We start from the raw sequence: 24,715 nt of genomic DNA, 5'->3' as shown, positions 1-24,715 counted from the left end.
ATCGTTACGCAGACTCCGCCGAGTCCACGGACTCCTCGGCCTCCACCGATTCCGCGGAACCCACAGAACCCGCGGAATCCGCCCGCTCAGCCCGCCGCAACAACTCCGCCGCCAGCAGCCCTCCAACGAGCACCGCAGCGGCCCCCACCAGCTGACTGGTCTCAAGACCGGAGGAGAACGCATCCATGATCCGCGCCCGCTCCCCAGCCGACTCCGCCGAGGCGAGCGCGGCCGGCAGCGAGGCCGCAGCGACCGGGAGGATCAGCGCGGCGAAACGGGCGTTGAGGACGGCGCCGAGGACCGCGACACCGAGGCCGTTGCCGAACTCGGCGAGCGTGCCGTTGATGCCCGCGCCCACGCCCGCCTTCTCCGGCGGGATGGCGCTCATGATCGCGTTCGCCATGGCGGGCATGGCGAACGCGATGCCCGCGCCCATGATGACGAGTCCCGCCAGCATGCCGCCGTAGTTGTCGCCGCCGAGCAGCGCGATCACCGCGAGGCCGGAGGCGAGCATGCTCATACCGGCCGCGATGGTCGCGGGCGTGCCGAGCACCGCATGCACCTTCGCACCGACGCCCGTGAGGTTCAGCGCCACGACGGTCACCGCGAGCGGTGCCAGCCGCAGGCCCGCCTCCAACGGCCCGTAACCGAGGACGAATTGGAGATGCTGGGTGAGCAAGAAGAGGGAACCGCCCATGCCGAAGGCGACCAGGATCGCGCCCGCCACGGCGCCGATGAAGCGCTGGTTGCGGAAGAAGTGCATGTCCAGCATCGGGTACGGGACGTGCAGCTCCCAGAGCGTGAACGCTCCGAGGACCAGTACGCCGACGGCCGCGGCCACCAGGACCTGCGCCGACGTCCACCCATGCTCGGGGCCGGAGATGATCGCGTAGACCACCGAGGCCATACCGATCGTCGAGAGCAGCGCGCCCAGCAGGTCGGGGCGGTCGCCCTGCGGGTTCTTGGACTCGGGCACCAGCTTGATGACGGCGGCGAGGCCGATGAGCGCGACGGGGATGTTGATCAGGAAGAGCGAGCCCCACCAGAAGTGGTTCAGCATGAAACCGCCGAGCAGCGGACCGGCCGCGAAACCGAGGGAGTTGACGGTCGACCAGATACCGATCGCCTTCACACGCTCGGTGTCGTCGAAGATCTGCACGACGACGGCGAGCGTCGTGGTGATCAGCAGCGCTCCGCCGACGCCCATGCCCGCGCGGGCGGCGATGAGCTGTGTGGACGACTGCGCGAAGGCCGCCCAGAGCGAGCCCGCGCCGAAGAGCACGAGGCCCGCGGCCAGCATCTTCCTGCGGCCGTAACGGTCGGCCGCGCTGCCCGCCGTGAGCAGCAGCCCCGACTGCACGAGCGAGTACGCGTTGATCATCCACTGGATGTCCGCGGTGCTCGCGCCCAACTCGTCCGTGAGGGACGGGATCGCGACGTTCAGAACGGTGTTGTCGAGGAGCACGGTGAGCTGCGCGAGCATGATCACACCGAGGATCAGCCAGCGCTGGGGGTGGCCCTGGGGCTGCGCCTGCCCTTGCTCCTGGGCTTGTTCCTTGGCTTGTTCCTGGGGAGACGTGGTCATGCTGTACACCGTAGAACAGTTCCTATACGGCGTACAACGCGGTTTCCGGCTGTACGACAAAGGCGTCGCGCTCACCGGCGTCGTACGACAACGGCGGTGGCCCGAGGCGCGTACGCACCCCGGGCCACCGCCCGCCAGCAGAAACCGTCAGCTCGTCGACTGCGTCAGGTCGTAGAACGTGGACGAACCCACCGTCACCTCCTTGAAGTTCTCCTGCACCCACTCGCTGATCTGGGACGCGGTGCCGGAGCTGTCGTTGCCGCCGCCGCCCATGCCGCCGCCCGCGATGAAGTAGTGGATCTTGCCGTCCGCCACGTACTGCTTGAACTCGGCCAGTGTCGGCGACGGGTCGCTGCCGTTGAAGCCGCCGATCGCCATCACCGGGTCGCCGGTGGCGAGCTGGTAACTCGCGGCGTTCTGGGCGCCGATGGCCGCCGCGACCCAGGTGTAGTCACCGGAGTTCGCCTCCAGCAGCTCCTTGGCCTCGTCGCCGACGGTCGCACCGTTGAGCAGACCGCCCATGCGGCCACCGCCGGCGCCCGTACCTCGGCCGTCGCCCTGGGCGCCGGGCGTGACACCCTGCTGCTGGCCCTGGGTGTTGCCGTTCTGCTGCCCCTGCTGGTTCTGGCCGCCGCCGGGCACAGCGCCGGCCGGAGGCTGGCCCGTCCGCCCATTTCCGTTCTGCTGTGTCTGCCCATTGCCGTTCTGCTGTGTCTGCCCGTTGCCGTTCTGCTGGTTCTGGCCGGGCATCCCGCCGGGACCGCCACCCGTGCCACCGGGACCGCCACCCATACCGCCACCGCCACCGGGGCCGCCACGGCCACCCGCGACCGCCGGACCGGCCGTGACGATCGAGCCGGTGTGGGCCTCGTTCAGCGTGGCGAGCGTATACGCCGTCGGACCGGCCAGCGCGGTGACGAAGCTCAACCCGACCACCCCCATGGCCAGTCGACGACCGAGCTTGTTCACGAAGATCAGACCGAGCGCGGCGGCCAAGCCCCCGACCAGGACCAGCCACTTCAGCCACGGCAGGTAATCGGAGGAACGGTTGAGGAGGACGTACCCCCACACCGCCGTCGCCGTCATCACGCCCGCCAGGGTGAGCGAGGCCCACATCCGGCCCCGCTCCTCCCAGAGCACGACCGCGCCCATACCGATCAACGGCGCGATGTAGGGGGCCAGGGCGACGGTGTAGTACTCGTGGAAGATGCCCTGCATGAAGCTGAAGATCACCATGGTGATCAGCAGCGAGCCGCCCCAGGCGAGGAACGCGGCACGGGCCGTGTCCGTACGCCCTGCCCTGCGCAGCAGAAACACCGCCGCGACGCACAAGATCAGCGCCGCCGGGATCAGCCAGGAGATCTGACCGCCGATGTTCGAACTGAACATGCGGTCCCAGCCGGTCTCGCCCCAGCCACCACTCCTGCCACCGCCGCCGACGCTGCCGGTCTCCTCGCCGTTGATGCGGCCGAGTCCGTTGTAGCCGAAGGTCAGTTCAAGGAAGGAGTTGTTCTGCGAGCCGCCGATGTACGGGCGCGAGGAGGCCGGCCACAGCTCGACGATCGCGACCCACCAGCCGCCCGCGACGACCATCGAAAGCCCCGCGAGAAGGACCTGGCCGATGCGCCTGCGCAGGGTCGTCGGCGCGAAGAGTACGTAGATCAGCGCGAGCGGCGGGAGGATCAGGAAGGCCTGGAGGGTCTTCACCAGGAAGGCGAGGCCGACCGCGGCACCCGCCCACACCAGCCACTTCGTCTGAGCCTTCTCCATGGCGCGCAGCACGCAGTAGACCGTGACGGCCATCAGCAGCGCGAGCATCGCGTCCGGGTTGTTGAAGCGGAACATCAGCGCGGCGACGGGCGTGAGCGCGAAGACCGCCATGGTGATCAAGCCGGCCGCGGCGTTGAACCGCCGGCGCACGGCCCCGTACAGCACACCCGCCGTGGCGACGGCCATGAGCACCTGCGGGAACAGGATCGCGAAGGAATTCAGACCGAGCAGCCGCACCGACAGCGCCATCGGCCACAGGGAGGCCGGGGGCTTGTCGACGGTGATGGCGTTCGCCGAGTCGAGCGAGCCGAAGAAGAACGCCTTCCACGACTGGCTGCCCGCCTGAACGGCCGCGGAGTAGAAGGAGTTGGCGTACCCGGAGGCCGTGAGGTTCCAGGTGTAGAGCGCGCCGATCAGCAGCAGCGTACCGAGGAACGCGGGCCGTACCCAGCGGTGGTCCTCGGGCCGCCCGCGCCACAGGCGGCGTACGAAGGGCTGCTTGGGGCTGCCGTCCTCGGGGGCCGCGATGGGCTCCGCTGGAACAACCGTCTCCTGGACGGCAGTTGGCTGAGTAGTCGTCATCGTGCGTCCCTCGGATCGTGATCGTTCGGGCGCACCGGCTGCATCTGCATGGTCGCGTCCCCCCAGGTTCGGTTGTCGTACGGAGCGCTGCCGTACGGAGAGTTGTCGTACGGAGAGTTGTCGTACGGAGAGTTGTCGTACGGAGAGTTGTCGTACGGAGAGTTGTCGTACGGAGAGTTGTCGTACGGAGAGTGAGTCGCCGTCGCGTAGACGGGCGGGGCCGGGTTGTGCGAGGCCACGACCGTTGACGCCGAGTCGTCGCCCCGGTCCGGGAACACCCACGCCCGGAAGAGCAGGAACCGCAGCACCGTCGCCGCGAGGTTGGCGGCGATCAGCACCGCCAGTTCGGTGGAGTGCGCGGGGTCGGTCGTCGCCGCGTTCAGGGCGGCGAGCGAGCCACTGGTCAGGGCGAGGCCGATGCCGAAGACGACCAGGCCCTGCGCCTGGTGCTGCATCGCCCGCTCGCGGCCGCGGACGCCGAAGGTGAGGCGCCGGTTGGCCGCCGTGTTGGCGACCGCCGAGACCAGCAGGGCCAGCGCGTTGGCGAACTGCGACCCCGTGAACGTACGGAAGCCGCTGTAGAGCAGCAGATAGAACAGTGTGGACAGAGCACCCACGACGCAGAACCCGACGAGTTGCCGGGCGAGTCCCGTGGGTACGCCGGTCAGTTCGCGGTCGCGCGGATCGTCACCGAACGGCCGGGCGAGCCGGTCGAGCGGCAGCGATCCGGTGGCGAGGGCGCGACCCACGCGCCACACGCCCAACAGATCGTCGGTCGCGGTCTTCACGAGGTGCACGGTCGAATCGGGGTCGTCGACCCAGTCGACCGGCACCTCGTGGATGCGCAGTCCGGCCCGTTCGGCCAGGACCAGCATCTCGGTGTCGAAGAACCAGCCGGTGTCCTCGACAAGCGGCAGCAGCACGTGAGCCACTTCCCGCCGGATCGCCTTGAAGCCGCACTGGGCGTCGGAGAAGCGGGCCTGCAGCGAGCCCCGCAGGATCAGGTTGTACGTACGGGATATGAACTCCCGCTTGGCACCGCGCACCACCCGCGAGGAGCGGGCCAGGCGCGAGCCGATCGCGAGGTCGGAGTGGCCCGAGATCAGCGGGGCCACCAGCGGGAGCAGTGCGTTGAGGTCGGTGGAGAGGTCGACGTCCATATAGGCGAGGACGGGGGCGTCCGAGGCGGACCACACGGTCCGCAGGGCCCGGCCGCGGCCCTTCTGCTCCAGGCGGAAGGACCTGACCTCCCCGATCTCCGCCTCCAGCCGCGCCGCCACCAGCGGGGTGGCGTCCGTCGAGGCGTTGTCCGCGATGGTGATGCGGAACGAGTACGGGAAGGTGCGCGCGAGATGCTCGTGCAGTCGGCGCACGCACGGCTGGAGGTCCTTCTCCTCGTTGTAGACGGGGATCACTACGTCCAGGACAGGCGTTCCGGCATTCCCGGCCGGGAGGTGCTCCCGCGCCGGCAGGGAGCCGGGAGAAGGTTCGGTTCGCATGACGACGACTGTCGTCAAGTGCCCTGTTACACCCGTGTGGTGGTGCTGTGGTGTGCCTGTGAGTACGTTTGCGAGCTTGTTTCCGAAATGAAGGCCTCATGAGAAGAGGCCAATTCCGGTGCCACCGCGGGCAGATGCACGGTAAAGACGGTCCGCCCGGGCACGCTGTCGACCGTCACCGCACCGTCGTGCGCGGCCACGACGGCCTGCACGATGGCGAGCCCGAGACCCGTGGACCCGGAGGCACGCGAGCGCGACGAGTCGCCCCGCGCGAACCGTTCGAAGACACGCGGCAGCAAATCCGGTGGAATGCCGGGCCCGTCGTCCTGCACGTCCAGACACACCCAGGAGCCCCGCCGGTGCACGCGTGCCGTCACCGTGGTGCCGGGCGGGGTGTGCGTACGGGCGTTCGCGAACAGGTTCACCATGACCTGCTGGATACGGGCGGCGTCGGCCTGCACGAGCGCGGGTTCGTCCGGCAGCTCGAGCCGCCAGTTGTGCTCGCGCCCGGCCGCGCGCGCATCGCTCACGGCGTCCACGACCAGCGGGGACAGGTCGGTGTGCTCGTAGGAGAGGGGGCGCCCGGCGTCGAGCCGCGCGAGCAGCAGCAGGTCCTCGACGAGCCCGGTCATCCGCCCGGCCTCGGACTCGATCCGGCCGAGCGCGTGCCGGGTGTCGGGCCCGGTCTCTTCCCTTCCGCGCCGGGTGAGTTCGGCGTATCCACGGATGGACGCGAGGGGCGTACGCAGCTCATGGCTGGCGTCCGCGACGAACTGCCGTACGCGTGTCTCGCTCTCCTGGCGCGCGTGCAGCGCGCCGTGGACGTGGTCGAGCATGCGGTTGAGGGCGGCGCCGACCTGTCCGACCTCCGTATGGGGGTCGGTCTCGGACTCGGGGACGCGCTCGTTGAGGGTCACCTCGCCGCTGTGGAGGGGGAGTTCGGAGACTCGGGTGGCGGTGGCGGCTACTCGGCGGAGGGGGCGGAGGGCGACGCTCACGATGGTGGCGCCGGCCAGGGAGGCGGCGACCAGGCCGGCGGCGGTGACGCTGAGCTCGACGATGATGAGGGTGTTGAGGGTCTCTGAGACGTCCTTGGTGGACAGGCCCACGTAGAAGTCGCCGTCCACACCACTCTGGTACCGGACGCGGTATTCGCCGAGGCCCGGAAGGTCAACGGTGTGCGGCTCGTCATCCCGCGGCACATCCTCGAGGGCGGCCTGCTGCGCCGCGGTGAGCGACTTGGGGCTGACGTCGGTCACCCCGTTCTCGCCCTCGGTCTTCTTGCCGGCCTTGGCTTCGGTGATGCTGCCGTCCTCGAGCTTCGCGGCGACAGTGCCACCGCCGCTGGGCTGCGGGCCTTCCCGCTGGACGAACTCCGACAGCGTCGGCTTCGGCTTGCCGATGTCGTCGGGGTCGAGCCGGTCGGCGACCTCCTTCGGAGGGCCGGCCGCCCGCATGGCTGACTCTTTCAGCGAGCCGTCGAGCTGCTCGTACAGATGGGAGCTGAGCGCGATGGTGGTCACCGTCCCGATCACCGCACACACCACCGCGATCAGCGCCACAGACGCGACGACAAGCCGCGTCCGCAGCGTCCGAGGCTGTCGGCCCCGCTGCTGCCGCAGCTGTCGTCGTCCGCTCATGACGCCGCGGGCTTGATCAGGTAACCGGCTCCGCGCCGCGTGTGGATCATCGGCTCCCGCCCGGCGTCTATCTTCCGGCGCAGGTAGGAGATGTACAGCTCGACGACGTTGGCCTGGCCGCCGAAGTCGTACGACCACACACGGTCGAGGATCTGCGCCTTGCTGAGCACCCGACGCGGGTTGCGCATGAGGAAACGCAGCAGCTCGAACTCGGTGGCGGTGAGGTGGATGTTGTCCCCGGCCCGCGACACCTCATGGCTGTCCTCGTCCAGCATGAGATCGCCGACGACGAGCGTGGAGTCGGAGCGCCGGTCGGCGGCACCGGAGCGGCGGATCAGCCCGCGCAGCCGCGCGACGACTTCCTCCAGGCTGAACGGCTTGGTGACGTAGTCGTCGCCACCCGCGGTCAGCCCGGCGATACGGTCCTCGACGGCGTCCTTCGCCGTCAGAAAGAGGACGGGAACGTCGGGCAGCTCACGGCGCAGGCGGCCCAGCACAGCCAGCCCGTCCATGTCGGGCAGCATCATGTCGAGCACCACGGCATCGGGCCGGAACTCCCGGGCGGTCTGCACCGCCCCGGTGCCGTCACCCGCGCTGCGGATCTGCCAGCCTTCGTAACGCAGGGCCATGGACAACAGCTCGGTGATCGACTGCTCGTCGTCCACCACAAGCACGCGGACGGGGCTCCCGTCCGGCCTCAGCAGTTCGGTGCGCCCCTGGGGCGAGGTCGTGGTCATAGCCGACACATTGCTGGGCGGCTCTGAGAACACCCTTGCGGGAACCTGTGAATTACCTGAGAAACACACAGGAGCCACTCAGGGAACGCCTGGGAAGCCCTTGTCCGGCGCCGGGCCGTCGGGCTGTCGGGCACGAAGCGAGGCTCACAGCCCGAAGAGCCGCGCCCCGTTCCCGTAACAGAGCGCCCTCAGCCAGTCGTCCCCGAGCCCGAGTCCTCCGCTCGGCCGTCTCGCCCTACCCGTTGTTCGCCCCCGTGCGCACGGAGGTGAACACGGCGGCGTAGTACGACGGTTCGTGCGCGCCGACAGCTGCATGCGCGACGACAGGCGCACCGGATTGATCGCTCATCTCCCCCACTTTCGGCGCGCACTTCGCACCACGTCCAGCACCGTTCCTCCAGCGGCTGTCAGAAGAGCCCGTCCTGCAGACCGTTCCGCTGACCCCCGAACTCCCGCACAGGCACCGTCACCGCACCGGCCGGTTCACCCTCACCGGCGGCACCGGCGGCACTCAGCTCCCACCCCTTCATCAGCCGCGTATCCAGGACGACGACCCCACGCTCGCCGGCCAGATGCAGATCGGGCCCGGCAGCAGCCACCAGCTCCCCTCTCACGACACCTCCCGCCACGAGTTCACTCACCACGCCCACAGCCGGCGGCAACCCGTCGAGCCCGAACGCCCCGGCATGATCGACGGCCACGAACGGCATCCGCTCCAGAGCCTCCGGCCACCCACCGAGCCCCACGGCCTTCGCATGCAGCGCCTCGACCTCGCCCGCCCGCACCGCCGCCTCCGGCAGCACACTGCGTACGGCCCGCTTGGCGTCGTACGCGATCCGATCCGGCACCCCCAAAGCCGTACGCAACAACTCCTCACTCCGCCGGGCGGCCATCAGGGGCCCCCGCCCGAGCCAGCTGAAGACAACGGCCCCTTGCTCCAGCAGCCTCGCCTCTCCCCGCTCGACAGCAGTGATCCCGACCTTGACCATCCCGCTCCCGAACCACGCGAGATACACGTGATACGGCCGCGGATCATCGGCGACGGTATCGGCGGCAACGGAGTGCGCCCGCTCCAGCCGCGCACACTCCTCACACTGCGCCCCGACACTCCGCCCGGACACGACAGCCCGCACCGGGCAGCTGTTCCCCCGCGCCCCCACACACGTCCGCACACTCCCGTCGACCACCGCGAACGCCACCCGCTTCCCCCACGCCAACGCACTGCTCCGCCCCTCACCCCACCCGAGCACGGGCCCGCCGACACCCCACCGCAGCCCCGTACATCTCCACACCCGTGCCATCACCAAAAGCGTAAAGGCCACCACTGACAACGAGGGGTCCCCGGCGATTCACCGGGGACCCCCACCTGTGTGTGCCGTCGTCGCGGCCAGGGCTGCCGTCTATGTGGACGCGCCAGGAGCCCGGTACTGGATTTGCCCGGCAGCGCGCAGGGCCTCCAGCGTTTCGTCGACGGTCAGCAGGACAGTCGTCTCGAACGAGCTGAGCGCACCCCCTCCGCTGATCGCCAGCGCCACCGCGGCCATGGACACGTTGTCCGGGGCCTCCCACAGGTTGTAGCCGTCGTGCGTGCCGAAGGCGTACCAGAAACCGTGGAGCTTCCCGCCGACGGACTCGATGTACTGCTGAGCGGCCTGCGCGCGGTCCTCCGGGTGACCGATCAGCCTCGCCCAGGTCTCCGGCGTGTAGCTGAACCTCGTTAGATAGAGCGGCATCACATCTCCCTTTCGTCCCCTCAAGAGATGCCACCGCGGGGAGAGATCCCGCCGCAGGCGCCCCGCGCATCCCACGATCGGCCGCGGACGCGCCGAAGTACTCAGTCCAAGCTGAGTACTCACGCTCTGTCCGGTGACGGCGTCAGCCGAAACGCTTGGGACATGAGCCAAGGACCACGGAAACCCGTTCTCCATCTGCTGTCGATCCTCGCGACGGCCGGGGCCTCGATGGCCATGTGGGCTGCCTGGCTGGGCTGGGACCAGCAGTACGACGTGCAGCCTGACGGCACGATGACCGGCCCGTACGAGGCCTGGCAGGTAATCGGTCTGGTGCTGACTCTGCTGGTGCCGGTGTACTGGGCGGCGTCCCGGCGCTACTTCGTCGGCGCTGTGCTCGGCCCCACGGCCGGCCTGACCACAGCCGCCTTCTACGACTGGTCGGACGACACCAGCGGCCTCTTCGCGGTCGGCGTCGGATTGATCATGATGGGCACCCTCGCCGCAACCGCCGTCGTTTCCGCCGTCACAGCCGCCATCACTGATCACCGGCAGAGCCCACCTGCGGCTCACTACCTGCCCAGCTGACGCCTGACATCAGCCCGTTGCTCTACTTCGCTGCCGCACGGCCCGAAAACGCCAGAGGCCCCGGATTACTCCGGGGCCTTTGACCTGTGTGCACTCGGCAGTGTCCTCGCTCAGGACATCGGAATGGGATGTCTCAAGACATCGGCATGACCTCGGGGCCATGGTCTGGCGATGTCGAAGAGGCGTCTGGTGATCACTGCTGTCGTCGTAGAAGGCCGCACTCAGGGCGAGCTCGCGCGGGCCTACGGGGTGTCACAGGGCTGGATCAGCCGTCTGGTGGCCCGCTACCGAGCCGAAGGCGAGGCGGCGTTCGAGCCGCGCTCGAGGCGCCCCAAAACCTCACCGACCGCGCTCGATCCGGACACGGTCGACCTGATCGTCCGCATCCGCAAGGAGCTGACCGAACAGGGCCTGGATGCCGGGCCGGAAACCATCGCCTGGCATCTGCAGCAGCATCACCACCTGCGCGTGTCACGGGCGACGATCAGCCGCCATCTCACCGCCCACGGCTTGGCTGACGGGGTGTCGGTGGCCGCGTTCCGGCTTGCTCAGAGGCGCATCAGGGGCCGCGGGACCTCGGGTGGTCGGCGCAGCGTCGGCGGCAGGGCTGACCCCGCGCTGAGGCGCAGTGCACGTGAGGCGCGCCGGGCTGCGCCTTCGGGACTGACCACTCGGCGCGCGACGAGGGCTGACCCGCCACGGCACGCAGAGCCCGCCCCGTGGACCCACCACCCGGACAGGCCTTCACCATTTGCACTCGGACTGATAACAGAAACAACCCACCTCTTCACGTATCGCCTACATCGGATAACGTCCCCCATCTCACGAAACACAGCACAAGGGGGGCACATGAGCCAGCAATACCCACAGGACCCCGGATACGGGCCACCGCAACAGCCGGGCTGGGGAACACCGCAACAGCAGCCAGCCCAGTGGGGCGCGCCGCAACAGCAGCCAGCCCAGTGGGGCGCGCCGCAGCAGCAGCCGCAGCCGGGCTGGGGCGCACCACCGCCGCCGCAGCCCCCGAAAAAGAGCAGCACCGGAAAGATCGTCGGCCTCGGATGCGCCGGGATCATCGCGCTCTTCGTCATCATCGGCATCTTCAGCGCCGCCCTCGGCGGCGGCTCCGACGACAGCAGCAGCAAGGGCAGCACGGTCAGCGCCGAGCCCACCGCCACGGACGACGGCGCCGGGGAGGACACCGCGGCCGATGCCGAGGCAGAGAAGGAGGAGCCCACCGAGGAGCCGGCCCCGGAGTCGCCCGTGAAGGTCACCGCGACGAAGACGGCATTCGCCCCGAGCATCCTGGCCGAGGGCAGTAACTACACCAGCGTGAAGGTGACGATCAAGAACGACAGCGACGACACGATCAGCGTCAACCCGCTGTACTTCGCGATCACCGACAGCAAGGGCACAAAGCACTCCCACGAGTTGGCGGCCGACGAGAACCAGCTCGAAGCCGTGGACCTGGCCCCCGGCGAGAACATCAGCGGAGTCGTCACCGGCAAAGGCAAGTTCACTGCCAAGTACGTGACCTACACCGATGGGTTCCTCGGCGACTCGCTACGCGCCGACGTGTCCTGACGGGGGATCTGGCACCCCGTTGCATCACTGACGGGCCCGGCTGGCTCGAGCCCTGATCGTGAAGGCCATCGATGCTCTGCGCTGAACCCAGAGCATGACGAAAACCCCCACCACGGCTAGAGCGCTACCGTCCGACCATCCGCCGCACCCTCGGAGACACTCATGAAGTCGGCGCCCTGGACCGTCCTGACCTTCGCATTCGGCCTTGTCACCTCGGTGCGATAGGTGCAGGGATACAGGCCTGGCAGAACGCGGATATCGAAGGCGCCCGAAGCAGCTTCGCCATCAGCAGCGGTATCGCTGATGCCCTGCTACGGGTCGCCGTCATCGTCCTACTCGCCTTTGCCACGCGAGCCTGCTACCGCCTAGCCGTCCGTGCCCGCAGCGCAGGCGAGCCCTCGAATGCCGAGGAGCCTCGCCGCCCGTGGGAGCGCTGAGACATGACGAAGCGCCCCGCCCACTGCAGTTGCCTTCGAATCGCGGCGAGGAGTACCGTCCGGCGTCCTCAGAGAACGGCCTGTTACGACCCCTAGGAGGTCAGTTATGGCTGACGAGACAGTGGAGTGCGTGTACGCGCCCGAGCCGATCGAGCTCCCCGACGGCCGCAAAATCCGCATCCGTGCCTACTCAGACGGCAGCGTTCGTTTCCGTCTTGACGGCACGCCGTACGTCCTCACCGAGGCGTACCTCAGTGGCAAGCCTGAAGACCACGCGATCCTCAAGCTGTCGCCCGGCAAGCAGGGCAGCGCCGCGGCCTACAACTGGATGGACGAGAAACTGAAGGCCAAGGCATCACAGCCGTAGGCCGAACGACGAGAAGCCCCCTGCACGGCCCGTGGGTCACGCAGGGGGCTTCAGCTTGCGGCAGTCACGCCAGCCGATAGACGGCCTGGCCCGGGTCCGGTCTCACGATGACACCGTCGTCGGCGAGTTCGCGCAGCTTGCCACGGGCTTCCTTGCCCGCGGCCTCTTCGCTCGCCGGCTCATACCCGGCGACGCGCAGAGCCAGTACGGCGCGCTGCGTGTCCCACGTACCGCCCAGAGCCTGAATCACCGCGGCGAGCGCCTGCTTGTGCGTCAACGGCGTATCTGCCATTGCATCCTCCCCATCCGGAAACCGCCACAGCATGGCACGACGCCCCCTGCACGGCCGTCATGACCGTGCAGGGGACGCCGTGGTGTCTGGGCCGGACGGCCGTTGCGCGGGCTGTCGGCCATCCGAAGGAGAGACGGGGCCTCATAGCGCGGATGGTGCCTAGCGTGCAGCTCGTTGTTCAGTTCGGGTCGCTCGCAGTGGAATGAAGCTACGCAACTGCTCCAGCGCGGGCTGTACGCCCGTCCTGGTCCTAGTGATGAGGCCCAACTGCTCAAGAGCGTTGAGGTCGCGGGAGATGGTCTTGGCGGTCAGGCCAGCGTAAGCCTCGGCGATCTTCGGTGACAGGTGCCTGATCTCAGCCGCCGGTGTCCAGTCCTCCGGGCCGAGTGCCAGGGCCACCAGCTTGCGGCGCCGAGCGGTCTCGCCGGTGCTGTGGCGGAACCGCTCGTGGATGAAGTTGCGCCAGGTGATGGACATGTGCTGGTTGCGAATCTTGTCGATCTGCGCGCCAGGCTCTACAGCGGGTCGGCGGCGAACTGCTGATCGTCGCGCCGAAAACGCAGCGCTCGGCTCGCCGCGTGGCCCTGCCGGCCGAGTACGTGACCGCGCTCCGTGCCCAGCGCGCGCAGCAGATCGCCGACCGGAAGGCGGCCGGTGCCAACTGGAAGGGGACGAGGCAGGGCCTCGTCTTCACCACGAAGAACGGGACCCCCATCGAGCCGCGCAACCTGAACCGTTCCTTCGAGACGCTGTGCGCCCGCGCGGGAGTCCGTAAGGTCCGCTTTCATGACCTGCGCCGCACCTGCGCGTCCCTGCTCCACGAACAGGGATCCGACGCCAGAATGATCATGGAAGTTCTGGGCCATGGCTCCATCCGCGTGACCATGGACATCTACACGTTCGTGCGGCTGGGCTCCCAGCGCTTGGCGTTCGACCGCGTCGGGGACGCCCTGAAATGAGCCGGAGGTCTCACTCCGCCTATGAGGGCCCGAGCCAAAGCAACACTGGCGCGTGCCCTTGTGCCCTATCTGCAGCCCCCGGGCGGACACGGGTTGTAGCAACCGCCAGGCGGGCATCCACCCTTATCACCGGGGTAGTAGTCCTCCTCGCTGCTACCGCTGTCCCCACTGCTGCCGTCGTCTTCAGACCATCCGTCGTCGGGGTCGACATAATCGGGGTCGACGTAGTCCGGATCGTTCGTGGGGTCCTTGTAAAGCCCCTTCGATGACGGACACGCCTCGCCGTTCTCCACGGCGTGCAGGGTGACATCTGGTTCATACGGCAGGGCAGTCCCCGCCTTGACGCTCTGGAAGCACACATTCCAATTCGCGTAGTCACCATCGTCGTTGTTCGTGTCGTAGGCCGCCTCATCCGCGTAGGCGGCCTCGATGGCTACCTCACCGACGGCATCCCCCAACTTCTCCACTGCCTTGGCGTACGTCGTGCCCTTCACGTTCGGCATCTTGGGCCAGGGAATGCGTTGACCGTCCTTCTTCGGGCACGGTGCCCCGTCTGGCACGGCAGCGAACGCGACCTTGCTCAAGGTCGCCTTCTCGAAGCACACCGTCCACTCTCCGCCTGGAGCCTCGTCCCGGTTACTGGCGTCGTGGACCGCAACGCTCAGCCCGGTCTGCCGTGCTCGTTCCAAGGCGCTGTCGACGCTCTTCCCGACCTGGCTCCCAGCCGGGCTCGGAGTGGCCGTGACAGTGACCGTCGCACTCGGCGTCGACGCCACGTCCTCACAGTCGTCGCCACAAGAGCTGAGTAGCAGTAGGAGCAACACCACGGCCAAAGCGCTTACGCCAACGAACCATCCCTTTTCACCCCTAGTCATTGCCATGCGGTGATACCCCCCTGGTTCACACGATCGATCCCCGGGAGCCCCACCGGGGGTGCGGGGACTGCCGTCCAGCCGAGGCATCCACCAGAAGGACGGCGTGCGCACGTCACCTTCAGCAGCGGCCAGGGCGTGATGATCCGCGCGTATCGGGTTCTATCGGAATGAGTGCGGTGATGGCAACAGATGGGACGAAAGACGACGATCTGCACGCTTGCCCTGCCACCGCGCGATCCACGGTTGCCGTCAAACACTGCCGTCAACGCAAAAGCCAGAGGCCCCGTGGATTCCTCCACGGGGCCTCTGGCCTGCTGTGCACTCGGCAGGATTCGAACCTGCAACCTTCTGATCCGTAGGCGGGTGCGCGAACGATGTGTGCCCTCTCCCGCGTACTTACAGCGGCGCGGACGGCAGACGGAACGGCTGCCTCTGTCCGTCAGTGTTCGCCACCGTTGATGTCAGGCGTTGATGTCAGCGGGAGCCCTGCCCATGGCCAGGAGATGCGAACTGGCAGCGAGCAACTCCGGGTACGGCTCTGCCATGCGCGCCGCCTCCATGGCGGAGGCAATCAGCTCGTCTGTGGGCCCCTCGCCCGGCTGCTGCTCGGCCGCCTTCACGAGCGACCATGCGGGCCCCTCGATGCCGAAAACCTGCACGTCCGTCAACCCGGAGGCCACCAACTCCGCCACAAGCTCTTCAGCACGGTGGAAGTAGGACAAGGTGAACCCTCGTACACCGTCATAGACGGCCGTCTCAAGGATCTTGGAAACGGAGTCACGAATCCGTTCGCGGTGCAGGTGGGCGTATGTGACGTGCTCGAAGAGCGACGCGTAACGGTTGATTGCAGCCGCCGCAACCAATCCGCCCGGCTTCACCACGCGGCGGGCTTCCGCCAACGCCCTACGCCGATCATCGAGGTCGGGCAGGTGGTACAGCGGGCCAAGGAGCTGCACAACGTCGAAGCTGTCGTCCGGCTCACGCAGATCGCGAGCGTCTCCCACGATCGCCGAGCACACGGCCGCCGCGCTCTCGACATGACGGGGCACGGGGTCCACGAGCGTGACCTCGTAGCCGTCCTTCACAAGCCATTCAGCGTGAACCCCGGTCCCCCCTCCCACGTCGAGCACGCGCGCCGGCGCGGGGGGCAAGAAGCGTCGGAGAAGCTCTTGAGTCCTGACCAACTCCATACGTCCGTCTGCCGAGCTGCGCAGGCGGCTGTCCTCGTTCACTGTCTCGCCGTAGAACCGCATCACGGAGGGAGCCAATTCGAGATTCGACATGGCCGAAGTATCCTGTGTACCGGTGGACCAGTCCAGCGCGCGGAGTAGGGGAAGCCATGGCCGTTCTGAAGTACGAAGAGATCGCTGAGTCTCTGCGCGCCCGCATCGCCGCTGGTGAGTTCGCCCCTGGTGCCACCATCCCGTCCGGCCGCGACCTGGCCGAGCAGTGGGACGTATCACGGGCCACCGCCATCAAGGCCGTGGACGTGCTGCGCAACGACGGCGTGGTGGTGGCCAAGCAGGGCACCGGTTTCGTCGTCACGGAGACACCCGTGGCGCGCCCCGCTGGCGCCCGCCGAGCCGGGTCGGCGCGCATCTTGGGCGGAATGCCGTTCCTGCGGATCGGTACGCCCGACTGGGCAGAACCCCCCACCCGCGTGGCCAACACGCTTGGGATCTCCCCCGGAGTGTCAGCACTCCGACGCATTCGCGTCCTCCAGCTCCCAGACGGAACCCCGAATAGCTGCGTGGAAGCGTGGTTCCCCCCAGAGATCGCGGAGGCAGCACCTCGCCTCGCCGACACTGCCCCCATCGCCGAGGGCACGACACGCTACGTCCGTCGGCAGACGGGTCGGTTCCCGGTCGAGGGAGTGGACATCACCACCGTTCGCCTCGCTACGGACACAGAGGCGGACCGCTTGCAGGTAGCGCCAGCTACTGCGGTCGCGGTGCTCCTCCACACGGCATACGACGAGGACGGTCGTCCGTTGGTCTGCGAGGAAGGCGTCACCCCGTCCTCGCTCTTCGAGCAGGTGGACACCTACGCCATGTAGGGAACCCTAAATCGAGCTGGACCGGTCCGCCGGTCCAGCTATTTTTTATGCCGCCCATGCCTCTTGAGCTGCGGTGATGATGAATCGCCAACTCCACCCCAATCTCTGACACTTGACTGGACCGGTCCACCGGTCCAGTCTTTAGATGTGGCCGCAAGCCCCTCCGATGCATTCCGGAGGGGTCGGCAGTGCCGCGCCAGGAGCCCCGCGTCGGTCGGGGGGAGGGTCCCGGGCCCCTTGTCAGTCCCGGAGGGCTTTGACCGAAAGGTCACGTCCCCATACGCCTTCGCCAGGCACGGCCGCTCTACCTCACACGGGAGCGGCAGACCTGAAGGGGACAGTCGCACTGCTCAATCCACCGCAGTTATCCCGCTGCGGTCGGTTGCCTCCGCTGCTCGTCTCGTACGAGCAGCGCTGAGGGGAGCCGGATCTACCGACTTCAACGGCGCGCGGCCCCGGTGCTCGAACACCGGGGCCGCTGTTCGGGCCGTTCACCTGTGGAAGGACACACGACCCATGAACCCCATCGTCACTGTTCAGGACGCTGTTACCGCGTTCGCCGACTTCATGGAGCCGACGAACGCCGAGCTGGACGCGATCGAGCAGGAGATGCCGGTCATCCTGGCCGGCGTCGAGCTGCTGGACACGCAGATCATCACCATGGACCGCACCCCCACGGAGCTGGACACCCGGCGTATCCGCCGGGCCCGCCGCCGGCTGCTGACCGCGCTGGCGAACCAGGCCACGGACGCGCACCGGGGCGGCGCGGCGTGAGCGGGCAGAAGACCGCGCGGGAGTTCACCGCGCAGATGTCCGTCCGTGCGGGCCGCTGGCGTCTGTACGTGGTCCTGCTGAACACCACCGACGCGTGGCCGGAGCACCGGTTCGGGCACACGGTGCCGACGTTCACGGACCGTACGAACGCGCTCAGCGTGCTCGGCTTCGAGCCGGTACCGGGCGCTGAGTGGACGTGGACCGAGGACAGCGAGAACCCCGACGACCCCGCCTCCCCGGTCGTACTGATCGCCGCGATCCGGGTCCGTTCATGGTCGGAGGTGAGCGCATGAACGCCGTTCAGATCCGTTCAGCCGAGCGCGCTTTGTCCGTCGGCACGTGGCTGATCGTGGCGGGCGCGATGCTCTATTCGATCCTCACCGTCACCCCGCTCGCGGCCGAGCACACCCCCGACAAGTGGGACTGGACCGCACCCATCCTCCCGCTCGTGGTGGATGCGGCCGTGGTCATCGTGGTCCGGCTGGATGCGGTGCTCGCCCGGCTCGGGGGCAACGGCGGACGGTGGCCCATCGCGCTGCGGTGGATGACCGGCTGCATGACGCTCGCCCTCAACGTCGCCGACTCCGCACTGAAGAACGACCTGGTCGGCGTGGCCGTGCATGCGGTCGCGCCGCTGCTGCTGATCGTCACGGCAGAGACCGGGCTCGCCTACCGGCGCGCGATCACCGCCGCCGTTGTGGCGCTGGAGGAAAAGCAGCAGGCCGAGCGGGAAGCCCGCGAACGTGCCATGGCCGAGCGGCGTGAAGAGGCCGCGCGGCGGGCCCGCGAGGAACGCGAGCACGCCGCCTCTCTGGCGCGTGAACAGCGTGAGCACGAAGCCCGCATGGTCCGTGAACAGGCCGAGCGGGAGGCCGCCGCGCGGCGCGAGGAACGCGAGCGCGAGCAGGCTCGCGAACAAGCTGAGCGGGCCGAGCGTGAACGCCGTGAGCGCGAGCGTGAACACGATCAGCGGGAGCGTGAACGCCGTGAGCGGGAGGCCGCCGAACGCGCTGAGCGGGAGCGGGCCGAGCGCCTTGAGCGTGAGCGTCGTGAACGGGCGGAGCGGGAGGAGCGGGCCGCGCGTGAACGCGCCGCGCTGCTGTCCGCCGGACCCGCCACGGACAAGCTGCCCGAGGACGATGCCCGCGCCATCGTGGCCGCCGCGCATGCCGAGGGCATGTCGGTGCGGACCGCAGCCGAGTTGTGCGGCTGGTCGGTGGGCTGGGTCTCTTCCCGGTACGCCGAACTGCGCGGTCCCGTCAACGGTGTTCCGGTCGATCTGGCCGGCATGGGCCGCTGATGACCACCGCGCCGGCCAGTGGCTCGCTGCCTGTGTACCGGTGGCGGCTCGCTCCTGACGGTCTGGCCACCCGCCGCCAGCTCCGTGCGATGGGGCTGCGTCCGGGTGGTCAGGACGTGGCCGCCGAACTCCGGCGTCCCCGCCGACGGCGGGGCCCGCTGGTCGCTTACCTCTACCGCATCGAGCACGCCAAGCCCGTCCGGCCGATGACGCCCCGGCGGTGGGCCGCGCTGGCCAGGGCCAACCGTGCCCGGCGGATCTGCCCCGAGTGCCGGCGCGATGCCGGATACGTCATCCCCACCTCGCTCGGGGCCTGTGTGCCCTGCGTGAGTCCCCATTGATCCCGAGGGAGAGCCCTGATGGCCCACCGTGACCCGCCGGGGATCATCGCCCCGCACATTCCCGCCGACGCCTACCGCCGCGCCGAAGCCACCGGGCAACCGGTCGTCATCGTCGTACACACCACCGACCAGAGCGGGCGCCCGCTGCGCAACTACCTGTTCCCCCTCGCCATCGCGGGCGCGGGTGCCATGGGGGTGTTCGGTCTCGTGGCCGCGTTCGTCGCGCTGCTCGACTTCGCCGCCCACACCGCGATCGCGATCGGCAGCGTGGCCGGACCGCTCGGCATCGGCGGCATCACCCTCCGCCTCGCCCGCCCCAAGCACTGAGCCCCGCATGATCCGCCTACGGCTTCCCGCCCGACCCGGAACGGGCGGGAAGCCGTAGGCGGCCCGTAGGGCGTCTGACACCCCTTCGGTGTGGGTCGGAACCCCCCGAAGCCTGTTCGGCCGCAACAAGCCCCGTAGCGACGCTCCGTGAGGGAAGTTTCCGTTCTCGCGCGCGCACGCGTAGGAGCGCCCGTAGGAAACCAGGAAACCGGAAACCGCACTACTCACCGTGACGGCAGCGGGCCGTGCAGGGCCCGCCACCGTCCGACTCACCGACCCGGAAAGAGGACTCCGTGAGCCACTCCCAAGTGTGGCGGACCCACCGCCAGTACGCAGCAACCGCCGCCCGCTGGACGGCCGATCACTGGCGCAAGGAAGCCGACCGCCGCCGCTCTCTGCGCGCTGAGCGCAAGCCCCTCGTGCGCGACGCCAAGCGTGCGCTCGCCACCGCCCGTGCCATCGACCCCGAGGGCGTCACCCCGCTCCGTCACCGCGCGGAGCGGGAGGTGGCCGCCGCCAAGCGTCGGGTGCCCGACCCGCTGTGGCTGTTCGCGTCCAAGACCGCGCTCGGTGCGGCCGTCGCCGGATACATCTGGCTGCCGGCCGTGCCGGTGCGGGTGTGGCTGTGGTCGGCCGTCGCCGTGGCGATCGCCATCACGGCCGCGATCGTGTGGGCCATCGTGCGAGGCCGTCACGATGACGGGCTCAAGCCCAATGCGGAAGAGGCCGCGCTGCTCAAGCGACTTCAGCCGCAGCACTGGAAGGAGCACGCCGAACAGCGCGGTCTTGCAGGCACGTTGACCGGACAGCCGACGCTGACCGAGTCGGGCATCGTGTGCGCCGTCCGGCTCGACGGGCAGTGGACGCCGGGCAAGCTGCGGAGCGCTGAGGAGCACGTGCGGGCGCTGCTCGGGGCCCGCACCACCCTGCGCATGCAGATCAAGGCGGGCAAGCGCGGCGGGTGGGCGGAACTGATCCTGCGCACCCGCTCCGCCGCCGACGGTGACGACCTGGTGTGGACGCCCGAACGGCGCTCGCTCGGCGTCGACACGGTGACCGGCGACGCGGTCACGGTGCCACTCGGGGAGCGGCTGCTGATCGCCGGACGTTCCGGCGCGGGGAAGTCGGTGGCCTCCCGCCCGCTGCTGTTCGACGCCTCCGAGGGAGAGGCGAACGCGCTGGTCATCATCGACCTCAAGCGGGTGGAGGGCCGGTTGTGGGACCACCGCGCCCGCGTCGCCTCCACTCCCCGCGACGTCGTCGACGTGGTGGATGAGCTGGAGACGGAGATGCTGGAGCGGCTCGCCGTGCTGCCCAAGGGCCAGGACACCTGGACGCCCACGGCGGAGCGGCCCCGCATCACGGTCGTCGTGGACGAGGGTGCCGAGGTCATGACGGCCGCCGACAAGGTCCCGTACGAGACCGAGAGCAGCGACGGCAAGACCCGCACCGTGAACCGCTCGGCTCTGCCGGGGCTGGAGTCCATCGCGCGGATGGGCCGCGCGGCGTGCATCGACCTGTGGTGGATGACCCAGAAGCCGACCATCGGCGACGGCATCCCCAAGCAGATCGCCCCGCAGATCGGCATCGCCATCTGCCTCTCGGTGCGCACGCCGGCCGAAGCCCGCGTGGTGCTCGGGGAGGACGCGCAGGCCAAGGGCTGGAACGCCGACGAACTCCCCGTTCCCGGCGTGGCGTTGGTCCGGGACGGCAAGCGCAAGCCCGACCCGGTCAACGTCCGCTACATGGACAAGGCCGTCGTCATCGCGCTGCCCGACCGTACGCCGTGGTCGCGCACCACGGCACCCGCCACCGCGACGGCGCCCGTCCTCACGCTCGTGAAGGACACCGCCGCCGCATCCACGGCGCCCGCCTCGGACAGCGCGGCGGCCCGCGTCCTCAAGGCCGTCGAGACCGCTGACGGGCCGGTCAGGCAAAAGGACTTGGCCGAGCAGACCGGGTTGTCGAAGGGCGCCGTGTCCAAGGCGGTCAAGCACCTGACCAGCACCGGACACATCACCCGCACCCGCGACGGACAGCTCACCGCCACGCGCGACGACGACACCGCCGCCGCCTGAGATTCCCGACGCACGACAACGGCGGCCCCCTTCCGCCAAGAACCGGGGCCGCCGCCAATCCAGCACGCTCAAAGAGAACTGGAGACACCCAGCATGACCCAACCCACCGACATCCGGCGAGCCCGCGGCTTAAGGCCACGTCTGCTGGACGCGTTCTGCCGCCAGGGCGGCGCGGGCAAGGGCTACGCCGACGCCGGATTCGACGTGACCGGCATCGACATCGACCCCCAGCCCCTCTACCCCTACCGGTTCGTACAGGGCGACGCGGTCGCCTTCATCCGCGAGCACGGAGCCGAGTTCGACTTCATCCACGCCTCCCCGCCCTGCCAGTTGGACAGTGACTGCCAGCGGCTGCACGGCAACGCCCACCCCGACCTGATCGACCCCACCCGCGCCGCCCTGGAAACCACCGGGCGCCCGTGGGTGATCGAGAACGTACGCGGCGCACTCCCGAAACTCCGCACTCCGGTGATGCTGTGCGGGGCAATGGTCGGGCTTCAGACCTACCGGCACCGGTACTTCGAAACCGGCGGGTTCAGCCTCCCGCAGCCTCACCACCCCGCGCACACGGTGCCGCAGGCGAAGATGGGCCGCCCCGTCCCGCCGGGCTGGTACGGGCAGTTCGTCGGCAACTTCTCCGGCGTCCCCCTCGCACGCCGCGTGATGGGCGTGCCCTGGATGACCCGCGAGGGCATCCGCGAGTGCATCCCTCCCGCCTACAGCGAGTTCATCGGCCGCGCCTTCCTCGCCTCCCGCACGCTGGAGGTGGCCGCGTGAACGGGCTGATGACCGCAAACCGGCGCCTGCTCGACTCCGCGCTGACAGCCGCGAGTCGGGACTGGCCCGTCATCCCCCTGCACCCGCACGCCAAGCGGCCGGCCGGACACCCCGAACGCGCATGCCCGCGCACCGGGCGCTGCGCCGACGGGCACCGCAAGCCCGAACAGCGCGCCACCACCGACCCCGAGTTGATCCACGCCACATGGGGCGCCCGCCCGTACAACGTGGGCATCGCCACCGGTCCGGCCGGTCTGCTCGTCGTCGACCTGGACGTGTGCAAGCCCGAAGAGCCGAAAGGAGCGCCTGACGGCGCGACTTCCCTTGCGGCGCTCTGCGAGCGCACCGGGCAGACCGTCCCGCGCACCTACCGGGTGCGGACCGCGCGCGGCGGGGAGCACCTGTACTTCACCGCCCCTGCCGGGATGCGGCTGAAGTGCAGCGCGGACCGGCTCGGCAAGCACATCGACACCCGCGCGTGGGGCGGATACGTCGTCGCCCCCGGCAGCACCACCCCCGACGGCACGTACGAGGTCGCCGACGATGCTCCGGTGGCCCCGCTGCCCACGTGGCTGGCCTCCCTGCTCACCACACAGCCCAAGCCCGCACAGGTGACGCTGATGCCTGTTCGGGACGGGACCCGAGCAGCGAACACCGCGCTCGACCGCGAATGCGCGGTCATCCGGGCAGCGTCCGAGGGCGGGCCGAACGGCCGCAACAACACGCTCCACAAGAGCGCCTGCAAGATTGCCCGGTTCGTCGCGTGGGGCCACCTCCCCCGGCATGTGGCAGAGCAGGCAATCCAGGCGGCGGGGGAGGCCACCGGACTCCCGCCGGCCGAGTGCCGCACCACCATCCGCAGCGCCATGGACTGGGTCATCACCCACGCCACACCACGGCAGGCAGCCTCATGACCGGCCCCAACTCCCCCCACCTGGACTGCCGTACCCCCGCCGACGCTCGGCTCCATGCCGCTCCACAGCCTGTGGACGCGACGGCCGTAGGCGACCGAAAGGGCGTCGCCGAAGGCGTCCCCACTGCTGTTCACCCTGACCCGCGCCGTGGCGACGGCCGGTACCCCGTGGCGTGGCTGCACATCGTGGCGCCGCGCGGCGCCGTGCCCACCGCCACCTCGAAGTGCCTGTGCGGACGCGACCGCAGCGCCATCGGCCACGCCCGCGTGCTGGCCCTGATCACCGACCACGAAGCCCACCGCGACACCTGCCCGCTCCGCACCCCCCAGGAAGGGAGGGCCGCCGCATGACCGACACCATCGACGGGGCCGCACTGCTCAACGAGGTGGAAGCCTTCCACCGCCGCTTCAACGTCTTCCCCCACGAGGCCGCCTACGTCGCCGTCGCCCTGTGGGACGCGCACGCCCACCTGCTCGACTGCTTCGACTCCACCCCCCGTGTCGCCTTCCTCTCCCCGGAACCGGGGTCGGGCAAGACCCGCGCGCTGGAGATCGTGGAAACCCTCGTGCCGCAGCCCATGACCGCCGTCAACGCATCCGCCGCCGCTCTGTTCCGGTCCGTCTCCGGGGGCAACGGCAAGCCGACGATCCTGTTCGACGAGATCGACACGGTCTTTGGGCCGAAAGCGGGGGACAACGAGGAACTGCGCGGATTCCTCAACGCAGGACACCGCCGTACCGGGGTCACTTACCGGTGCATCGGCGACGGCGGCAACCAGACCGTGCAAGCCTTCCCCTCGTACTGCGCGGTCGCGGTCGCCGGACTCGGAGCGCTGCCCGACACGATCATGAGCCGTTCCGTCGTCATCCGCATGCGACGCCGGGCCAGGAACGAGAAGGTAGAGCCCTTCCGGGCCCGCATCCACGAGGCAGAGGGGCACAAGCTGCGTGACCGGCTCGCCCAATGGGCCGAACACGCCCGTGGGTTCGTCATGGGCGCCTGGCCGGACATGCCCGACGGCGTCACCGACCGCCCCGCCGACGTGTGGGAACCCCTGCTCGCCATCGCCGACGCAGCCGGCGGCGACTGGCCACAGCGGGCACGCGAAGCATGCGTGGCACTGGTGACCGCGTCCAAGGCCAACGACAAAGGCAGCTTGGGAGTTCGGCTGCTGACCGACCTGCGCGATCACGTCATGGTCGGCATCGACCGCCTGCCCACCGTCGCCATCCTGGACCGGCTCAACGCCCTCGACGACGCCCCATGGGCCGATCTGCACGGCAAGCCGCTCGACAACCGGCGCCTGTCGAAGATGCTCGCGGAGTACATGACGGCGGACAACGAGCCGATCGCCTCCCGCAACATCAAGACCGCCGGGAGCGTCCTCAAGGGCTACTACGCCGCCGATCTGTGGGACGCGTGGGCGCGCTACTGCTCCCCACCCCCGGAAAGTCCGCTACCTCCGCTACCTGGCACGGAAAACGTGGCCTGACCAGCAACAAC

27 protein-coding genes and 1 pseudogene are annotated in these 24,715 nt (G+C 69.1%); 17 read left to right on the top strand and 11 right to left on the bottom strand.

Annotation, left to right across the window (positions count from 1 at the left end; all coding sequences use genetic code 11):
• Positions 1 to 4 precede the first annotated feature (4 nt).
• Positions 5 to 1,585 carry an MFS transporter gene (locus OHT21_RS24120; RefSeq protein ID WP_328770428.1) on the bottom strand — a complete coding sequence of 527 codons (1,581 nt, stop codon included), beginning with the start codon at positions 1,583 to 1,585 and terminating at the stop codon, positions 5 to 7.
• Between OHT21_RS24120 and OHT21_RS24115 the strand changes: the two genes are divergently transcribed.
• Entirely contained in the window at positions 1,584 to 1,760 is a 177-nt protein-coding gene (locus tag OHT21_RS24115) for a hypothetical protein (RefSeq protein ID WP_328770427.1), read from the top strand. The two genes, OHT21_RS24120 and OHT21_RS24115, sit on opposite strands and share 2 nt — an antisense overlap.
• Here OHT21_RS24115 and OHT21_RS24110 read toward each other — a convergent pair.
• The 6 genes from OHT21_RS24110 to OHT21_RS24085 all read right to left on the bottom strand — a co-directional run bounded on the left by OHT21_RS24110 (position 1,733) and on the right by OHT21_RS24085 (position 9,546).
• A complete protein-coding gene (locus OHT21_RS24110) occupies positions 1,733 to 3,937 on the bottom strand; it encodes an ArnT family glycosyltransferase (RefSeq protein ID WP_328770426.1) in 2,205 nt (734 codons plus the stop codon). The genes OHT21_RS24115 and OHT21_RS24110 overlap by 28 nt on opposite strands.
• Positions 3,934 to 5,436, bottom strand: a complete 1,503-nt coding sequence (locus OHT21_RS24105) for a glycosyltransferase (protein ID WP_328770425.1) — start codon at positions 5,434 to 5,436, stop codon at positions 3,934 to 3,936. The genes OHT21_RS24110 and OHT21_RS24105 overlap by 4 nt, the downstream gene beginning before the upstream one ends.
• 26 nt (positions 5,437 to 5,462) lie before the next feature.
• Positions 5,463 to 7,076, bottom strand: coding sequence for a sensor histidine kinase (locus OHT21_RS24100; RefSeq protein WP_328770424.1), 1,614 nt, complete (start codon positions 7,074 to 7,076; stop codon positions 5,463 to 5,465).
• Positions 7,073 to 7,813, bottom strand: coding sequence for a response regulator transcription factor (locus tag OHT21_RS24095; protein ID WP_328770423.1), 741 nt, complete (start codon positions 7,811 to 7,813; stop codon positions 7,073 to 7,075). The genes OHT21_RS24100 and OHT21_RS24095 overlap by 4 nt, the downstream gene beginning before the upstream one ends.
• A 407-nt stretch (positions 7,814 to 8,220) precedes the next feature.
• On the bottom strand, positions 8,221 to 9,114 hold the full coding sequence (locus tag OHT21_RS24090; RefSeq protein WP_328770422.1) for a DUF2797 domain-containing protein: 894 nt from the start codon (positions 9,112 to 9,114) through the stop codon (positions 8,221 to 8,223).
• A 99-nt stretch (positions 9,115 to 9,213) separates the two neighbouring features.
• Positions 9,214 to 9,546: a GYD domain-containing protein gene (locus OHT21_RS24085; protein ID WP_328770421.1), complete on the bottom strand. Its 333-nt coding sequence runs from the start codon at positions 9,544 to 9,546 to the stop codon at positions 9,214 to 9,216.
• A gap of 162 nt (positions 9,547 to 9,708) precedes the next feature.
• On the opposite strand from OHT21_RS24085, the gene OHT21_RS24080 reads away from it, so the two are divergent.
• From OHT21_RS24080 to OHT21_RS24070, 4 genes and pseudogenes are all read left to right on the top strand, one after another.
• A complete protein-coding gene (locus tag OHT21_RS24080; protein WP_328770420.1) occupies positions 9,709 to 10,131 on the top strand; it encodes a hypothetical protein in 423 nt (140 codons plus the stop codon).
• Positions 10,132 to 10,302: 171 nt separating this feature from the next.
• A pseudogene (locus tag OHT21_RS44735) lies at positions 10,303 to 10,569 on the top strand (helix-turn-helix domain-containing protein); the annotation flags it as partial.
• A 411-nt stretch (positions 10,570 to 10,980) separates the two neighbouring features.
• Entirely contained in the window at positions 10,981 to 11,715 is a 735-nt protein-coding gene (locus OHT21_RS24075) for a DUF4352 domain-containing protein (protein ID WP_328770419.1), read from the top strand.
• Between the two features lie 543 nt (positions 11,716 to 12,258).
• A complete protein-coding gene (locus OHT21_RS24070; RefSeq protein WP_328770418.1) occupies positions 12,259 to 12,519 on the top strand; it encodes a hypothetical protein in 261 nt (86 codons plus the stop codon).
• A 64-nt stretch (positions 12,520 to 12,583) separates the two neighbouring features.
• Here OHT21_RS24070 and OHT21_RS24065 read toward each other — a convergent pair whose 3' ends face one another.
• The gene (locus tag OHT21_RS24065; protein ID WP_245685417.1) at positions 12,584 to 12,811 is read right to left on the bottom strand and encodes a hypothetical protein; all 228 of its coding nucleotides are present in this window, start codon (positions 12,809 to 12,811) and stop codon (positions 12,584 to 12,586) included.
• Between the two features lie 159 nt (positions 12,812 to 12,970).
• Entirely contained in the window at positions 12,971 to 13,288 is a 318-nt protein-coding gene (locus OHT21_RS24060; RefSeq protein ID WP_328770417.1) for a DeoR family transcriptional regulator, read from the bottom strand.
• 59 nt (positions 13,289 to 13,347) lie between these two features.
• Here OHT21_RS24060 and OHT21_RS24055 point away from each other — a divergent pair, with 59 nt between their 5' ends.
• Positions 13,348 to 13,770: a site-specific integrase gene (locus OHT21_RS24055; protein ID WP_328774203.1), complete on the top strand. Its 423-nt coding sequence runs from the start codon at positions 13,348 to 13,350 to the stop codon at positions 13,768 to 13,770.
• Between the two features lie 65 nt (positions 13,771 to 13,835).
• On the opposite strand, the gene OHT21_RS24050 is transcribed toward OHT21_RS24055, so the two are convergent.
• Together OHT21_RS24050 and OHT21_RS24045 are read right to left on the bottom strand one after the other, a co-directional pair.
• Positions 13,836 to 14,651, bottom strand: a complete 816-nt coding sequence (locus OHT21_RS24050) for a hypothetical protein (protein ID WP_328770416.1) — start codon at positions 14,649 to 14,651, stop codon at positions 13,836 to 13,838.
• A gap of 455 nt (positions 14,652 to 15,106) precedes the next feature.
• Positions 15,107 to 15,928 carry a class I SAM-dependent methyltransferase gene (locus tag OHT21_RS24045; protein WP_328770415.1) on the bottom strand — a complete coding sequence of 274 codons (822 nt, stop codon included), beginning with the start codon at positions 15,926 to 15,928 and terminating at the stop codon, positions 15,107 to 15,109.
• Positions 15,929 to 15,984: 56 nt separating this feature from the next.
• Here OHT21_RS24045 and OHT21_RS24040 point away from each other — a divergent pair, with 56 nt between their 5' ends.
• The 11 genes from OHT21_RS24040 (at position 15,985) to OHT21_RS23990 (ending at position 24,704) form a co-directional block, all read left to right on the top strand.
• Complete coding sequence (locus tag OHT21_RS24040; protein ID WP_328770414.1) at positions 15,985 to 16,701, top strand: GntR family transcriptional regulator; 717 nt, start codon at positions 15,985 to 15,987, stop codon at positions 16,699 to 16,701.
• A 516-nt stretch (positions 16,702 to 17,217) separates the two neighbouring features.
• Complete coding sequence (locus OHT21_RS24035; RefSeq protein ID WP_328770413.1) at positions 17,218 to 17,475, top strand: DUF6284 family protein; 258 nt, start codon at positions 17,218 to 17,220, stop codon at positions 17,473 to 17,475.
• The gene (locus OHT21_RS24030) at positions 17,472 to 17,768 is read left to right on the top strand and encodes a DUF6303 family protein (RefSeq protein ID WP_328770412.1); all 297 of its coding nucleotides are present in this window, start codon (positions 17,472 to 17,474) and stop codon (positions 17,766 to 17,768) included. Before OHT21_RS24035 ends, OHT21_RS24030 begins: the two co-directional genes overlap by 4 nt.
• On the top strand, positions 17,765 to 18,775 hold the full coding sequence (locus tag OHT21_RS24025) for a DUF2637 domain-containing protein (protein ID WP_328770411.1): 1,011 nt from the start codon (positions 17,765 to 17,767) through the stop codon (positions 18,773 to 18,775). Before OHT21_RS24030 ends, OHT21_RS24025 begins: the two co-directional genes overlap by 4 nt.
• Positions 18,775 to 19,116: an RRQRL motif-containing zinc-binding protein gene (locus tag OHT21_RS24020; RefSeq protein ID WP_328770410.1), complete on the top strand. Its 342-nt coding sequence runs from the start codon at positions 18,775 to 18,777 to the stop codon at positions 19,114 to 19,116. Before OHT21_RS24025 ends, OHT21_RS24020 begins: the two co-directional genes overlap by 1 nt.
• Positions 19,117 to 19,134: 18 nt before the next feature.
• Positions 19,135 to 19,443, top strand: coding sequence for a hypothetical protein (locus OHT21_RS24015; RefSeq protein WP_328770409.1), 309 nt, complete (start codon positions 19,135 to 19,137; stop codon positions 19,441 to 19,443).
• Positions 19,444 to 19,736: 293 nt separating this feature from the next.
• The gene (locus tag OHT21_RS24010; RefSeq protein WP_328770408.1) at positions 19,737 to 21,521 is read left to right on the top strand and encodes a MarR family transcriptional regulator; all 1,785 of its coding nucleotides are present in this window, start codon (positions 19,737 to 19,739) and stop codon (positions 21,519 to 21,521) included.
• A 93-nt stretch (positions 21,522 to 21,614) separates the two neighbouring features.
• Positions 21,615 to 22,298 carry an SAM-dependent methyltransferase gene (locus OHT21_RS24005; RefSeq protein ID WP_328770407.1) on the top strand — a complete coding sequence of 228 codons (684 nt, stop codon included), beginning with the start codon at positions 21,615 to 21,617 and terminating at the stop codon, positions 22,296 to 22,298.
• An 8-nt stretch (positions 22,299 to 22,306) separates the two neighbouring features.
• Positions 22,307 to 23,212, top strand: coding sequence for a bifunctional DNA primase/polymerase (locus tag OHT21_RS24000; protein ID WP_328774202.1), 906 nt, complete (start codon positions 22,307 to 22,309; stop codon positions 23,210 to 23,212).
• Positions 23,209 to 23,562 (top strand): hypothetical protein, encoded by a 354-nt coding sequence (locus tag OHT21_RS23995; protein ID WP_328770406.1) that lies wholly within the window; start codon positions 23,209 to 23,211, stop codon positions 23,560 to 23,562. The genes OHT21_RS24000 and OHT21_RS23995 overlap by 4 nt, the downstream gene beginning before the upstream one ends.
• Positions 23,559 to 24,704: a DUF3631 domain-containing protein gene (locus OHT21_RS23990; protein ID WP_328770405.1), complete on the top strand. Its 1,146-nt coding sequence runs from the start codon at positions 23,559 to 23,561 to the stop codon at positions 24,702 to 24,704. Before OHT21_RS23995 ends, OHT21_RS23990 begins: the two co-directional genes overlap by 4 nt.
• Positions 24,705 to 24,715 lie beyond the last annotated feature (11 nt).

This window comes from Streptomyces sp. NBC_00286, from assembly GCF_036173125.1.
Taxonomy (GTDB): Bacteria; Actinomycetota; Actinomycetes; order Streptomycetales; family Streptomycetaceae; genus Streptomyces.
Note: the sequence above shows the minus strand (reverse complement) of the source record. Positions and strands in the feature narration are given on the sequence as shown.